This is a genomic window from Devosia sp. CN2-171 (genome assembly GCF_049354815.1).
GTDB lineage: Bacteria > Pseudomonadota > Alphaproteobacteria > Rhizobiales > Devosiaceae > Devosia_A.
Map to the genome: position 1 here is coordinate 38,835 of NZ_CP186479.1, position 13,100 is coordinate 51,934.

The 13,100-nt window shown below is 65.9% G+C and carries 14 protein-coding genes; 5 read left to right on the plus strand and 9 right to left on the minus strand.

Going from position 1 to position 13,100, the window contains the following annotated elements:
• The first annotated feature begins 149 nt into the window (after positions 1-149).
• The gene (locus ACOYW5_RS00220; RefSeq protein WP_423067258.1) at positions 150-545 is read left to right on the plus strand and encodes a hypothetical protein; all 396 of its coding nucleotides are present in this window, start codon (positions 150-152) and stop codon (positions 543-545) included.
• Here ACOYW5_RS00220 and ACOYW5_RS00225 read toward each other — a convergent pair.
• From ACOYW5_RS00225 to ACOYW5_RS00255, 7 genes are all read right to left on the minus strand, one after another.
• Entirely contained in the window at positions 542-1,447 is a 906-nt protein-coding gene (locus tag ACOYW5_RS00225; protein ID WP_423067259.1) for a DMT family transporter, read from the minus strand. The two genes, ACOYW5_RS00220 and ACOYW5_RS00225, sit on opposite strands and share 4 nt — an antisense overlap.
• Before the next feature lie 59 nt (positions 1,448-1,506).
• Complete coding sequence (locus tag ACOYW5_RS00230) at positions 1,507-1,716, minus strand: hypothetical protein (protein ID WP_423067260.1); 210 nt, start codon at positions 1,714-1,716, stop codon at positions 1,507-1,509.
• A 75-nt stretch (positions 1,717-1,791) separates the two neighbouring features.
• Entirely contained in the window at positions 1,792-3,024 is a 1,233-nt protein-coding gene (locus tag ACOYW5_RS00235; protein ID WP_423067261.1) for an aminotransferase class V-fold PLP-dependent enzyme, read from the minus strand.
• 805 nt (positions 3,025-3,829) lie between these two features.
• Positions 3,830-4,429, minus strand: a complete 600-nt coding sequence (locus ACOYW5_RS00240; protein WP_423067262.1) for a Spy/CpxP family protein refolding chaperone — start codon at positions 4,427-4,429, stop codon at positions 3,830-3,832.
• A 251-nt stretch (positions 4,430-4,680) separates the two neighbouring features.
• Entirely contained in the window at positions 4,681-5,109 is a 429-nt protein-coding gene (locus ACOYW5_RS00245) for a CBS domain-containing protein (RefSeq protein WP_423067263.1), read from the minus strand.
• 113 nt (positions 5,110-5,222) lie between these two features.
• Positions 5,223-7,112 (minus strand): hypothetical protein, encoded by a 1,890-nt coding sequence (locus tag ACOYW5_RS00250; protein ID WP_423067264.1) that lies wholly within the window; start codon positions 7,110-7,112, stop codon positions 5,223-5,225.
• A gap of 165 nt (positions 7,113-7,277) precedes the next feature.
• Complete coding sequence (locus ACOYW5_RS00255) at positions 7,278-7,616, minus strand: hypothetical protein (RefSeq protein ID WP_423067265.1); 339 nt, start codon at positions 7,614-7,616, stop codon at positions 7,278-7,280.
• Positions 7,617-7,758: 142 nt separating this feature from the next.
• Here ACOYW5_RS00255 and ACOYW5_RS00260 point away from each other — a divergent pair, with 142 nt between their 5' ends.
• On the plus strand, positions 7,759-8,199 hold the full coding sequence (locus tag ACOYW5_RS00260; RefSeq protein WP_423067266.1) for a DUF4864 domain-containing protein: 441 nt from the start codon (positions 7,759-7,761) through the stop codon (positions 8,197-8,199).
• Between the two features lie 89 nt (positions 8,200-8,288).
• Entirely contained in the window at positions 8,289-9,491 is a 1,203-nt protein-coding gene (locus ACOYW5_RS00265; RefSeq protein ID WP_423067267.1) for a pyridoxal phosphate-dependent aminotransferase, read from the plus strand.
• A gap of 39 nt (positions 9,492-9,530) precedes the next feature.
• On the opposite strand, the gene ACOYW5_RS00270 is transcribed toward ACOYW5_RS00265, so the two are convergent.
• Positions 9,531-9,905: a cupin domain-containing protein gene (locus ACOYW5_RS00270; protein WP_423067268.1), complete on the minus strand. Its 375-nt coding sequence runs from the start codon at positions 9,903-9,905 to the stop codon at positions 9,531-9,533.
• A gap of 79 nt (positions 9,906-9,984) precedes the next feature.
• Here ACOYW5_RS00270 and ACOYW5_RS00275 point away from each other — a divergent pair, with 79 nt between their 5' ends.
• Positions 9,985-10,437 carry a MarR family winged helix-turn-helix transcriptional regulator gene (locus ACOYW5_RS00275; protein ID WP_423067269.1) on the plus strand — a complete coding sequence of 151 codons (453 nt, stop codon included), beginning with the start codon at positions 9,985-9,987 and terminating at the stop codon, positions 10,435-10,437.
• Positions 10,434-11,396 carry a prolyl aminopeptidase gene (gene pip / locus ACOYW5_RS00280; protein ID WP_423067270.1) on the plus strand — a complete coding sequence of 321 codons (963 nt, stop codon included), beginning with the start codon at positions 10,434-10,436 and terminating at the stop codon, positions 11,394-11,396. The genes ACOYW5_RS00275 and pip overlap by 4 nt, the downstream gene beginning before the upstream one ends.
• 58 nt (positions 11,397-11,454) lie before the next feature.
• On the opposite strand, the gene ACOYW5_RS00285 is transcribed toward pip, so the two are convergent.
• A complete protein-coding gene (locus tag ACOYW5_RS00285) occupies positions 11,455-12,546 on the minus strand; it encodes a hypothetical protein (protein ID WP_423067271.1) in 1,092 nt (363 codons plus the stop codon).
• Between the last annotated feature and the right edge of the window lie 554 nt (positions 12,547-13,100).

Below are 13,100 nucleotides of genomic sequence, written 5' to 3' on the forward strand. Positions count from 1 at the left end.
GGGGCAGCCGCCTAGGCGGGGCCATGGGGGACATGTACCGCGCATGGCCAAGCTATTGAGGCGACATGACAAGCGCGTGACGCCGAGTATCATAATGGCGACATTTTCGAGCCGTAGCCGAGTGGGGCGGGCGGCTCCTGGAGAGCGATATGAAGACGATTGCGAGCGTGGCACTGGCGGTGGCAATGGGCGCTGCGGCGGTAGGGCCGGCGGCGGCTGCGGCGGACCTGACCGGCAACTGGGGGCCGGGCGACAAGAGCACGACCTACCATTTCACCATGTGCGGCGACAGCGGCAAGAACGTGTGCGTCGACCTGATCGCGCTGCGCGACCACATGGATACGCCCAAGAACCGGCCCTATCTCAACACGCGCCTGGTCGAACGGGCTAAGCCCTCGGGCGACAATGTGTGGAAGGGCAAGATGAGCGTGTTCGGCGTCACCGGCGACGCGACGATCACCATGCTCAACCCCGAACTGCTCTCGGTGAACCTCTGCGCTTACATCGTGATGTGCAAGGAATACAAGCTGCGGCCGGTGGATTAAGCCGGCCTGCGCTCCTGGCGTGATGCGAGCAGGGCGGGTACGGTTTCTACCAGGAGGATCGCGGCAAAGATGAGCCCCGCGCCGGCATAGCCGATGAGGGGTAGCCGCTCGCCCAGCAACAGCGCACCGCCGAGGGCCGCGAACAGGCTCTCGGCCGACAGGATGATCGCCGCATTGGCGGCGGGCACGTATTGCTGCGCCACGGCCTGAAGCGTGAAGGCCAGGGCGGTCGAGAGGATGCCGGTGTAGAGCAACTGCGGCCAGACGTCGAACAGGCCGGCAAAACCTTCAGCATCGAAGCCTGCCGCAAGGGCAAGGCAGACGACGCCGACGCTGACGAAGGTGAAGGCCGACAGTGCGACCGGCAGGGCGGTTTCGCGACTGAGCAGGCCGAGCAGGAAAACGTGGCCGCCCCAGAATACGGCGCTGATCACCACCATCAGATCACCGAAGCGGAAATCTGCGAGCTGACCGCCGTTCAGGTAGAAGATGCCGATCAGCGCGAGCGGGGCGCCGACATAGATGATCGGGTGCGGCTTGGTGCGCACCGCGAGATAAGCGATGAGCGGCACGAACAACACGTAAAGCGCCGTCAGGAAGCCGGAGTTGGTCACGCTGGTCAGCGCCAGTCCGTATTGCTGCAGCACCGAGCCAACGAAGAATGCGCCGCAGAGCAGGCCGATGAGAAGCCAGAGCCGCGGGGTGAAGCGGCTCGGCTGCACCGCTTTGCGCTTCAGTTCGAGCGCGGCGAAGGGGAGCAATACGATGCCGCCGAGGAGGAACCGGGTGCCGCTGAACGAGAGTGGCCCCATGTGATCCATCGCGACTTTCTGCGCGACGAAGGCGAAGCCCCAGATGGCGGTGGCAATGACGAGGAGGAGGACGGCGACGGGGCGGGACATGGCCGGCTGTGTAGCCGGGCCGGGTGGGCGCGTCGAACGGATTTTCCAGATGGCGGCGATCAACGCCGCTGATGGGCGGGTCGGGCGACGAGGTCGTAGCCCAACGTGGCAAGCGCGTCGGTCATGTGGGCGGCGTACCACTGCGGCCAGTCGTTATCGTATTTGCCCCCGAGCTCGTTCTTTTCGTAAACGCCGTGTGCCGCGGCGGCCTGCTTGAGCAGGTCGAGGAAAATCGCCGTGGTCGCCTGCTTGTCCGGTGTGTCGGCCATTGCTGCCTCCCTTGTGGGGGAAGCATAGTACTGGCACGGGGCGGCAGGAATATCGAACGCTTGGGGCCGCTGCCGCTACTTCAGCTCCGCATCCAGCGCCGTGATCAACTGCTGAACTTCCGCCGGGCTCGTGTAGTGCGTGAATGACACGCGCAGGACGCCGTGGCCGGGGTTGATGCCGAGGGCTTCGAGCAGGCGGTAGGCGTAGAAGTGGCCGCCCGAGGCCATGATCCTGTGGCGGGAGAGGCGCTCGGAAACTTCGACGGCGAGGCCGGGAAGGGCGATCGCCACGGTGGGGGCGCGGCTCACGCTATCGGTGGGGCCGATGAGCCGGATGTTGTTGCGGCCGCGGAGGAACTCCATCAGCGGCTCGAGCAGGGCGATCTCCTGCGCGCGCATGGCGTGGTGGGCCTTGCGGAACGGGTTGGCGCCCTCGGCCTTGTCGCCAGCGATTTCGGCGACGCGCTCGAGATAATCGGCAACGCCGGATGAGGCGGCGATCTGGGCGTGATCGGGGCCGGCCGGGACGAGGCGCTTGCGCGGCTGGGTGTCGTTGAAGAAATGGCCCTGGTTTGGCAGTTCCGACGCCAGCGAGGGGCGGATGGCCATGACGCCCTGGTGCGGGCCGTACACCTTGTAGGCCGAGAAGAGGTAGATGTCGCAGCCAAGCTCGAGCAGGTCGGGCAGGCCATGCGGGGCGTAGGAGACGCCGTCGACGACGGTGATGGCGCCGTAGCTCTTAGCTTTCTGCGTGATCTCGTGGACCGGGTTGATCTCCCCAACGATGTTGGAGGCGTGCGGGAAGCAGACGGCGCGGACCTTACTGTCGAGCAGCTCGTCGAGCTTGGCGGGATCGAGGTGGCCAGTCTGCGGGTCGACCTTCCATTCGCGGATGACGATGCCGCGGTCGGCGAGGCGCCGCCAGACGCCGGAATTGGCTTCGTGGTCCTGGTTGGTGACGACGATGGCGTCGCCCGGCTTCAGCCAGCCGGCGAAGGCGTGGCCGAGCGTGTAGGTGTTGCCGGAAGTGGAGGGGCCGAAATGGATCCAGTCCATGCCGACATTCAGCGCCTGCGCCATGCGGCGATGCGCGAGATCCATGGCGGCGCCGGCCTCGCGGGAGGCGGGGTAGAAGGCGTAGGGCTGGACCTTGGTGGCGCGATAGTAGTGATCGAGCCGTGTCAGGACCTGCTGGGACGTGTAGGAGCCGCCGGCATTTTCGAAGAAGCCCCAGCCGTCGAGATTCGGCTCGCGGAAGGCGGGGAACTCGGCGCGGATCAGCTCGGGATCGAGAGGCAGGGCGGACATTGGGGGGCTCGTTGAGGCGGGGTCAGCGATGGTTAGCGGAGGCGGGGGACGGGGGGAAGGGGGACGTGTGGATAAGGGGGTGGGCGCGCCCGTCCGAGGTTAAGGCGTGGGGCCTAGATTGGTCCCAGGATAAACACCCGTCCATCGAACTTCACTTGCCGAGAGGGACCATCGATCCGTTCGAGCCTCCACACCGTTCCGTCATCACAGGTGTAGATGTTCTCGCCGTCGGCCACGCATGTCACGCTGGGAGACCCGATTGCGGGGGTGTACTCGTATCGTCCAATCCCCATCTGGTAAAGTGACGCGCCGTTCTCAGATATCCATCTGTCGGGCCAGAAGCCCAAGTTCGTGCAGCCGCTGAGCAACGACGGAAGGAGCGCCAACCCGGCAAGCCTCACTCTTGATGGCGGCACTATGCCCAAAAACCTGACCTCGGCCTCGGTTGTCCTAGCGTGACGATGCCTGAGCGCGTTCGGATTGCAAAGCCGTCAGGATCACCGCCACTCCAGTCCCTCCAAATAGCGATGGGGTCAGGGGCTCAACTGTGCTTGTGGCCGCCCCCTCCACCAGCTTCGCTGGTCCCCCTCCCCCGCCACGCGGGGGAGGACATGAGAGGGCGGTGCTTGAGGCACCATTGATGCCATTCGAGCGTAGCTCTCATGGCCTTCTCACTTCAAATCTCGCCACTGGCGAGATTTGCCCTGCGGACAGTTCGAAGCCCCGGCGGGAGGGGACGCCGGGGCTTCTCTGGGGACGGCGCGTGGCCGGTCTATGCTTGGGGACTCGACCGGCGGCGCTGGGGTCAGCCGTCCAAACCGGGGGCGGGGGCCGCGGGGGTGCCGGGGCGGTGGAAGCGGGGGCCGCGCTGCGGGGTTTCGAGGCCCTGGCGGAAGCCGTGGTGCGGCATGAGATCGGCCTTCTGCTCGTCGCTGAGGCTCGCGTAGAAAGCCTTGAACTGCGGGAGCAGCTCGGTCATCGCGGCGAGACGGGCTTCGTCGAATTTCAGGCGCTGCTCGAGGCGCTGGACGAGGTCGGGACGCTCGGCTTTGCCGGCGCTGCGGTCGGGCCGGATGGTGTCGCAGGTATCGGCGAAATCGGTCTGGGCGGTGAGCGCCGAGGTGCGGAAATCCTCGAACAGCTTTTCCTGATTGGCGGAGAGTTCGAGGCGCTTGGCCAGGCGATCGAGGCGGTGGTCGAGCCGATCGGCGGCGCGCGGGGCGCAGGAGAAGCTGGCGAACTGAAAGACCCCGCTCGCGCCATCGCGGCGGAACTCGAGACTGCGGTTGTCACCAGTGCCGGGGCGCTGGTGCTGCGGAGCGCCGGCGGCGAAGGCTGGGCTCATGGCGGTGAGGCCGAGAGCGGCGACGAGGGCGGCCAGGACCATGGCGCGGGTGGAGGTCATCGGGGTCTCTCCCTTGGGTTTCGCTATAGGGAGAGAATGGCCTGCGCCGGATTGCGGGGCTGTTACGGCAAGGTGAAGAGTTGGAAAGGTAGGTAAGGGCACCCTTGATCCTCCCCTGCGAAGCGGGGGAGGGGGACCAGCGAAGCTGGTGGAGGGGGCGAGACTGGACTCGGTGCGTGTGGTCGCGCCCTCCACCGCCTTGGGCGGTCCCCCCCGTGAACGGGGGGAGGATCACGGAGGGGCCGGTGACCCTAAGACGCGATGTATTGTTTCAGCGCCTGGGCTTCCTGCTCGGTTTCCTCGATCTTGCGCTTCACCACGTCGCCGATCGAGACGATGCCGGTGAGCTGGCCGCTGTCGACGATGGGGATGTGGCGGATGCGGTGCTGCGTCATCGTCTCCATCAGGTCGGAGACAGAGGTGGCCGAAGTGCAGGTGATGACCTTGGAGGTCATGGCGGTCCGCACGGGCGAGGCCAGCAGCGCGACCGGATCCTTGTCCAGCCGTCGTACGATGTCGCGTTCGCTGAGGATGCCGGCGACCTTGCCTTTGGCATCGACGACGACGACTGCACCGATCTTCTTGGTGTTGAGAATGTGCACGGCTTCGGAGAGCGGCGCGCCGGCTTCGACGGTGTGTACCGCGTGGCCCTTGGATTGAAGGATAGTCTCGACTTGCATCGTATTCCCTCCTCTCAGGCTGCCATAGTGCGCTGAAAGGCGAGAGCGGACAAGGGTGAGTTGCCCAATAATGAAGCAGGGCGCCGGCCAGTATTGCCGGCGCCCTCTAAAGCTTACTGCGTGTTGGCTGGAGCCTTCAGGTCGCGCTTCTGGTCCTGCATGGTGTCGGCCGGAGCCTGTTCGACCAGCGGCAGGATGACCGGCTCGCCATCGGCGACGGCGACGACGTTCAGCTTGCCGGCGAGAGCAGTCGGGTTGGTTTCGGCGGCAGCGAGGTCGGCCATGCCGATGCCGGCTTCATCCTTGCTGGTAATTGTCAGCTTCAGGTGCGAGGCACCCTGGAGGAAGGTGCCGAGCTGCTGCGCGGCGGTCAGGGCCTCGGTGGTGTTGCCCAGGAAGGCGAGGGTCATGCCCTGGGCCATGCCGGCAACGGCAGTGCGGAAGGCTTCTTCGGGCTGGCCGGCATCACGGGCGCCGGTAGCAACGAGGATCGAGCCGATGCCGCGGTCTTCGACCTCGACGGTCAGGTCCTTGATGGTGATCATCATGGCGGCCATCATCGCGGCGTCGTTGTCGTCGCCGAACAGTGCTTCGGTAGCATTGCCGAAGGTGCCCGAAAGGGTGATCTTGCCGAGGCTGCCGAGATCGATCGTCACGTCGTCGGCCTTGATGGTCGAAGTCGCCTGGTCCCAGGCGAGCTTGGTGCCGAGCGAGATATCGAGCTTGTCGATGCCGCGGGCGAGGAGGTCCTGGACCGGCAGGTCGGTCATCTCGGCGGTGAGCGGCAGGATGAAGTTGCCGAGGCTCAGGGCGATGTTGGCCGGGATGCCGTTGATGTAGTTGCCGAGCGTGGCGTCGAACGAGCCGATGGTGCCGGTGATGCGCTCGCCGGGCTTGTCCGGGTTCGGCGTATCAACATCGAGACTGGCGAGGCTGAAGCCATCCATGGCGGGGACGAGCTGGCGCCAGTTGGCTTCGAAGAAGGCCTCATCGAGCGTCGCGGCGGCTTCGACCGTGGCGATGGCGGTCGAGAAGTCCATCTTCTTCCAGGTGAAGTTGCCGAAGTTGACGTGGCCGTCGCCCTCGACGTCGATCTTGAGGTCGTCGAGCGAGAAGGCCGGGTATTTGGCGGGCTCGAAGCCATCGGCGGTCATCGTGCCGACGGAGAAGTTCATGGCCTTGCCGGCCTCGTCCTTACCGGCGCACTCGAAGCCGGCGAAGGTCATCGGCGTCGACGTGAAGGCGGTGAGCAGGTCGGTATAGAAGAGCGCGATCTGCTTGATGTCCTCGGGCGGTACCGGCGTACCCGCAGTCTGGGCGGCCTCGGCCTTGAGGATCAGGGACTGGACCTCGGCCATGTTCTGCTTGAGCGGGCGGGCGCTGAAGCTGCCGACTTCGGCCGGGCCGAAGGTGCAGCTGAAGAGGTCGCCCGCGCCGATGGTGCCGCCGGCGAACTTGAAGTCGGAATAGACTTCTTTCATCTCGGTGCTGGCCGAGGGGGTCGCGGTGAGGCCGTAGAAGCCGAGGATGCCGCCGAGGTCGAAGCGGCCGGTCGACATTTCGCCGAACGTGCCCGAAGCGCCTTCGCCGCCGGAGAAATCGGCCGAGGCGATGGTTGCCGAGGCGGCGACGCCGTCGACGACGTCATTGAGCACGAGGTTGCGGTAGGTGAAGGTCGTGGGCGCCGCGCCTTCGACGTCGATTTTGTAGCTGAAGGACAGCTCGGGAATGGTCACCGACTTGGCCGTAAGGGTCGAGAGCGGATCGAGCGAGCCGGGCGCGCCAGTGAAGAGCCCGCGGACCGTGCCTTCGTTCAGGTTGCCATCAACGATCTCAACCGACGGGACTGAGAGGCCGTAGGCGCCGTCGGCCGGTGCGATGCCGGTGACGCTCAGGGTCTCGGCGAAGGCGCCGGTGGCGGCAAAGCCGGTGAGCGCCGTAGCGAGGAGAAGGGTATGCGCCGGGCGCAGGCGGCCGAGCGTAGCGAAGGCGTTACGGGTCATGTCGGTTCCTCAGTCGCGAATGGATCGATGCCACGACCATACGCACCCCAAGGGCGATGGTTGCAGCAGAAAGACGCGGGCAGGGTGGTGCCCTGACTCGCGTCATAGACCATGGCAGCTAACGGGAAGATGAACGGAAGCGTGACAAGGCTTCCGATTGGCTGATCAGCCCTCGCCGGTGCCGGGCTTCCAGGCGTCGAGCGAGTTGGTCTTGCGTGGCGCGGGCTGGCGCATGCTGTCGCGCATGATCGAGCGTACCGCCTCGAAGGTGACCGCGAGGAGAAGGGCGCATAGGGGAACAAACAGCACCACGACGCCGGTGTCGATCTCGCCAATCCCGATGGTCGCGCGCGCGGGCAACAGGCCCGTCAGCAGCGCGATGCCGCCGGCGACGAAGGTCAGGGAGAAGGAAATGGCGGCGGTGGAGGTCAGCGGGTTGCGAAGCAGGCGACGGGCGGAGAAGACACGCGCCTTGCGGGCGGTGGGGAGCTTGGTGGGAGACATTGGGGACTCGCTGACTCTAGGCAATCACAACGCGGTGAGGTGATGCCCCGAATGCGTGGATGTTTCGTTGCTAAGGCGGAGAAGCGCGGACCATTTGATGGCAATCCTGTGGCGGATGCTGCGCCCGCGAACGGAGGCTCGGATGAAACTGGCTCGGACTATTGGGAAATCGGCCCTCGTCGGGCTGTTCGCGACAATGGCGGTGCTGCCGGTTGCGGCACAGGAGGTGACGGCTCCTGTCGAGCCGTGGCAGGCGGTGATCACCAGCCAGATCGAGGCGTTCCGCGCCAAGGATGCGCCGGGGGCGTTCGAATATGCCGCCGCGGCGTTCCACGCGGGATTCCCATCGGCGGAGGCATTCTTCGTCGCCATCGTCGGATCGGGCTACGCGCCCATCATGGAGTCGCGCTCGCATAGCTTCGGCAAGTACGAGAAGCTGGGCGATACGGTGGTGCTGCAGGAGGTGAAGCTCGTCGGCAACGACCAAAGCCTCTACGAGGCGCTCTATCAGCTGTCGGAAGAGACCGAGGGCTGGCGGGTGAGCGGCGTGCAGCTTCTCAAGCAGCCCGGGATGGGGATCTAGCGCTTTCGGCCAGTTTTGCCGCTGATGCCGTTGTGCGACGCACACCGACACCGTAGAGCTTCTCGGCCATTTTTTCCGGGGAGATTACCGTGGCTTTCCTGTCCGACGCGCTCAACCGCATCCAGCCCTCCGCCACCGTCGCGATTTCGCGCAAGGCGGCAGACATGGCGCGCGAGGGCAAAGACGTGATCTCGCTGGCGGCGGGCGAGCCGGATTTCGACACGCCCGAGAACGTGCGCGAGGCGGCGATCCGGGCAATCAACTCGGGCAAGACGCATTACACCAATGTCGACGGCATTCCTGAGCTGAAGGAAGCCGTAGCCGCGAAGTTCCGCCGCGATAACGGGCTCGATGTCGAGGCGGCGGATTGCTTTGTCGCGTCGGGCGGCAAGCAGATCCTGTTCAACGCGCTGCTGGCGACGCTGAACCCGGGCGACGAGGTGGTGATCCCGGTGCCGTACTGGGTGAGCTATCCCGAGATCGTCCGGCTCTGCGACGCCAATCCGGTGTTCGCCGTGGCCGATGCCTCCACTGGCTTCAAGCTGAAGCCAGAAGTGCTGGAAGCGGCGATCACGCCCAAGACCAAGTGGCTGATCCTCAACACGCCGTCCAACCCCTCTGGGGCTGCCTATACGGCGGGCGAGCTGCGCGAACTCGCCGATGTGCTGCTGCGGCATCCGCATGTGCACATCCTTACCGACGATATCTACGAAGTGCTGGTCTACGATGGTGGCACGTTCGCGACGATCGCCGGGGTGGAGCCGAAGCTGCGGGAGCGGACGCTGACGCTTAACGGCGTGTCGAAGTCGCACGCGATGACCGGGTGGCGCATCGGCTACTGCACGGCGCCGCGGCCGTTGCTGGCGGCGATGCTGAAGCTGCAGAGCCAATCGACCACCAACCCGTCGTCGATCTCGCAATATGCGGCGCTCGAGGCGCTGAACGGGCCGCAGGGGTTTCTGAAGGACTGGCGCGACATCTTCCAGGGGCGCCGCGACCTGGTGGTGAACGGGCTCAATGCCAATACCGGCATCGACTGCTTGTCGCCGGAGGGCGCGTTCTACGTGTTCCCGTCGGTGAAGCGGCTGCTCGGCAAGACTTCCGGCGGCGGACGGGCGTTGACGGACGATGCAGCGTTTGTGCTGGCGCTGCTCGAAGAGACGGGCGTGGCGCTGGTCCACGGCACGGCGTTCGGGCTGCCGGGACACATGCGGCTCAGCTATGCGGCGGCGAACAGCCAGCTCGAGGATGCAGTGGGCCGGATCCAGGATTTCTGCGCGAAAATCAGCTAATGGGGTTGGCGGCGGTTCAAGCACCGCCGCCGCACCCGACTAGATGCTCCATGGTGGCTGGAAAGACGGCTTGCCGGCGACTACGGCATGGCTCCCGGCCGGCAGCACGGTGATCGCCTCGAACGGGGCATCGCCGGCGCAGGCGAGGCGGAAGTTCGTGAAGGCGGGGACGGCGAAGGCGTCGCCGGGTGTCAGCGGGTACTGGTCGCTGCCGATATGAATTACGCCCTGACCAGTGACGGCGAGGATGATCTCCTCACGGGTCATGTGGTGCTCGAGGCCAAGCGTGTTGGGGGCAACCGTGGTGCGCCAGACGGCATTCTCCTCGGTGCCGCGGCTCGGGGCGGCGATGCTGGCGAACGAGACGCCGGGGATCTCGAAGCGGGGGGCATTGGTGTTGTCGATGAAGGGCATTTCGCGTTCCCTGGGTTGCCTTGCGCGGAGAGGCGCAAGAGGTTATCGTCAAGTACCTTGACTATATGGAGCGCGCCGAGTGGTCAAGCAGCTTGACGATAATTCATTGCCGCCATTGATCGACCATGTGGGTTGGCGCCTGTGGCGCCTAGCCCGCCTGTGGAAGGTGGAGTTCGACGCGGCGATGGCAGCGCGGGGCCATGGGTGGATGGCAGAGGCCCGCGGCGCCGTGGTGGGGCAGTTGCGGCCGGACGGAATGTCGCAGTCGGGGCTGCCCGCGGCGATGGGGATCAGCAAACAGGCGGTGCAGCAACTGGTCGACGAACTGGTTGCGGACGGGATCGTGGAGCGGGTGCCGGATCCTCAGGACGGACGGGGCAAGATTGTCCGCCTGCTGCCCAAGGGGATCAAGGCGATCGCCGACGGGAACGCGGTGAAGCTGGAGATCGAGGCGCGCTATCGCGGCGAGATCGGGGCGGAACGACTAGAGGCACTCAACGCGGCGCTCGATGCGCTGGCGGAGAAAGGGTGATGGCGGGCTATTCGATCACCGAGCCCGTCGCGAGTGGTTGGCTCGATGTGGGGGAAGACAACGCGATCTATTGGGAGGAGGCCGGCAACCCCAAGGGTGTTCCGGCACTGATCCTCCATGGCGGGCCGGGGTCGGGGTTCTCGCCATCGATGCGGCGGTTCTTCGATCCGGCGAGATATCGGATCATCGGCTTCGACCAGCGTGGATGCGGGCGGAGCACGCCGCATGCGTCGGGCGAAGGCGTCGATTTCTCGGTCAACACGACGGCGCATCTGCTGCGCGACATCGAGCAGCTGCGGCTGCACTTCGGCGTCGACAAGTGGGTGATCTACGGCATGTCCTGGGGTGTGACGCTGGGCCTGGCCTATGCCCAGACGCATCTCGACCGGGTTGCCGCGATGGTCTTCGCCGGCGTGACGTCCACCCGCAAGCGAGAGATCGACTGGATGTATCGCGATGTGGCGCCGCTGTTTCCCGAGCAGTGGGAGCGGTTCCGGGCAGGCGTGCCGCCAGAGACACCGGCGGATCGCATGGTCCACGCCTACAACGACCTGATGTTCGACGCCGATCCGGAAATACGGGCCAAGGCGGCGCGAGACTTTCACGATTGGGACAACGTGACCGTGTCGGTCAACGTGCAGGAGGGGCGAGCATCGGACGGTGCGGACCCTGCCCGAATGCTGGCGCGTGGACGGATCGTTACGCACTATTTCCGCAATGTAGGTTGGCTGGAGGAGGGCCAGTTGCTGCGTGGTGCTGGGGCGCTGAAGGGGATACCGGGTGTGCTAGTGCAGGGCCGGGTGGACCTGCAGGGGCCGTTGCTGACCGCGTGGGAGCTCAGCAAGGCGTGGCCGGGCGTGCGGCTCGAGGTGATCGATGGGGCCGGGCATTCGAGCGGGGATGCCGGGATGGCCGAGGCGATCGTCGCGGCGCTGGATGAGTTTGCGGGGGCTGACTGAGAGAGACGGCCCCCTCCCGGCCCCCCATGAAGGGGGAGGTGAAGAGAGGCTTCGCCTCCTAGAGGTAGTCCGTCAGGCTCATGCCCGATCCGCCCGACGTGCCGCCGAAGATCGAGCTGTCGGTGGCGGCGCCGAGGAGGGAGCCGAGTTTGCTGGCGGATTGGTAGTTGGCGACGGCGGCGGCATAGAGATTGTCGGACCAGCCGGCGGCGGAGCGCTCCTCGGGGCTCATGGCGCCGTAGAGCGAGATGACGTTCTGGGCGAAGGCGCCGGGGTCGGTGGAGGAGCCGGCTGACTTGAGGCTTTGCAGAAGGGCGGAGGCGGAGCGGGTCCGCATCTCGTTGCTGGCGGCGCGCGATTCGGTGAGGCTGAACTGGCTGCCGGCGTTGAGGGCGACGGCGGCAATCGAGCGGCTGTCGAACTCGGAATAGTCGGGCTTGCTGCTGCCGCTCGATTTGTAGAACGCGTCGAGCGTGGCGCGGGCATCGGCAGCGACCGAGCCGATGTCGCGGAGTTCGCCGGTTTCACCGTCGGCGAGGCGCTTCATGTAGGCGTCGATGGGATCGTTGGCGACGGCGCCGGGCAGGGTGGCGGGGTCGGCCTCGATCGTCTTGAGCATCTGCTCGAGGGCGCTGCGCTGGTCGGCGTAGGTGGCCGAGGCCTTTTCCTCGGGACCCATGCCGTCGAAATAGGCGAGGGCGGCGGTGTAGAGGCCCTTAATGGCGCCGGTGACGCGGCCGACCGCGGTGGGGCCGGCAAGCGCCTGGTCGAAGCGGTTCTGCATCTCGATCGCCGCGGCCTTCTGCTCTTCAACGGTGAACTTCTGGTCCGCGTTGGTGCTCATGGCATAGAGCTCGCGGCGCTCGACCTTGCTGAGGTCGATGGCGAGGGCACCATCCTTGAGCGGGCTGGTGAGTTTCGCGGCCGCGAGCAGCGCATCCATGGTGGCGCGCGCGTCGGACGTGACGGTCGCGAAGTCCTTCTCGGCGAGGGCGGCCTTGGCGGCATCCGAGAGCGTGACGCTGGTGGCGGAACTGCCGGAGGGCGGCGTACCGCTCGTGGTGGTGGACGCGGTTTGAGTCGTCTTCTGCGCGTTGGCGAGAATCTGGGCGTAGCTCAGGGACTGGCTGACGGTGCCGACGCTGGTCATCGTTATCTCCGCGGATACGCGGGTAGCAATGCACGCGGCGTGCCAGCGGAAACGCCCGGAAATGCTGGGCAATCAGCGGAGGAAAACTGGGAGTGGGCAGGAACTGCCGGGCAGGTCGTGCCAAGGGCGGCCCGTCACCGCCTTCGGCACGGTTCGAAGCCCCTCCGCCGCAAACGGGGGAGGATAAGAAAAGGCTCCGCTCGAGGGGATGAGCGGAGCCTTCAAAGGTCGGCACGCCGAGGCGGGGCGACCCATGAGAACGCGGCCAGGGAGGAGGAAGGCCGCAATCTCTTGAGCACCACTATCGATGGGCGAGGCGACGGGAACAATCGCTCAGTCGGAACGGCAGCCATGCATCAGGCGCGGGCAGCGTTCCACCAGCCGCAGGCGGCGGAGTGAGCACGGAACACTCCTTGCTGGTCATTCCCACGAGGGCGGGCACTAGTGAGATGCTGCGAAAGCTGCCCTATGCCGCGCTTTCGCACTAGGCCTCCGCTTTCGCGGGGATGACGCCGGTGTAGGGAAAGGTGAGGCGGGTGTTGGGAAAGACGGCG

What these genes read in the sequence shown, in the direction of transcription:
- ACOYW5_RS00220 (WP_423067258.1), top strand. Translation starts at nt 150, where the DNA reads ATGAAGACGATTGCGAGCGTGGCACTGGCGGTGGCAATGGGCGCTGCG.
- ACOYW5_RS00225 (WP_423067259.1), bottom strand. Translation starts at nt 1,447, where the DNA reads ATGTCCCGCCCCGTCGCCGTCCTCCTCCTCGTCATTGCCACCGCCATC.
- ACOYW5_RS00230 (WP_423067260.1), bottom strand. Translation starts at nt 1,716, where the DNA reads ATGGCCGACACACCGGACAAGCAGGCGACCACGGCGATTTTCCTCGAC.
- ACOYW5_RS00235 (WP_423067261.1), bottom strand. Translation starts at nt 3,024, where the DNA reads ATGTCCGCCCTGCCTCTCGATCCCGAGCTGATCCGCGCCGAGTTCCCC.
- ACOYW5_RS00240 (WP_423067262.1), bottom strand. Translation starts at nt 4,429, where the DNA reads ATGACCTCCACCCGCGCCATGGTCCTGGCCGCCCTCGTCGCCGCTCTC.
- ACOYW5_RS00245 (WP_423067263.1), bottom strand. Translation starts at nt 5,109, where the DNA reads ATGCAAGTCGAGACTATCCTTCAATCCAAGGGCCACGCGGTACACACC.
- ACOYW5_RS00250 (WP_423067264.1), bottom strand. Translation starts at nt 7,112, where the DNA reads ATGACCCGTAACGCCTTCGCTACGCTCGGCCGCCTGCGCCCGGCGCAT.
- ACOYW5_RS00255 (WP_423067265.1), bottom strand. Translation starts at nt 7,616, where the DNA reads ATGTCTCCCACCAAGCTCCCCACCGCCCGCAAGGCGCGTGTCTTCTCC.
- ACOYW5_RS00260 (WP_423067266.1), top strand. Translation starts at nt 7,759, where the DNA reads ATGAAACTGGCTCGGACTATTGGGAAATCGGCCCTCGTCGGGCTGTTC.
- ACOYW5_RS00270 (WP_423067268.1), bottom strand. Translation starts at nt 9,905, where the DNA reads ATGCCCTTCATCGACAACACCAATGCCCCCCGCTTCGAGATCCCCGGC.
- ACOYW5_RS00285 (WP_423067271.1), bottom strand. Translation starts at nt 12,546, where the DNA reads ATGACCAGCGTCGGCACCGTCAGCCAGTCCCTGAGCTACGCCCAGATT.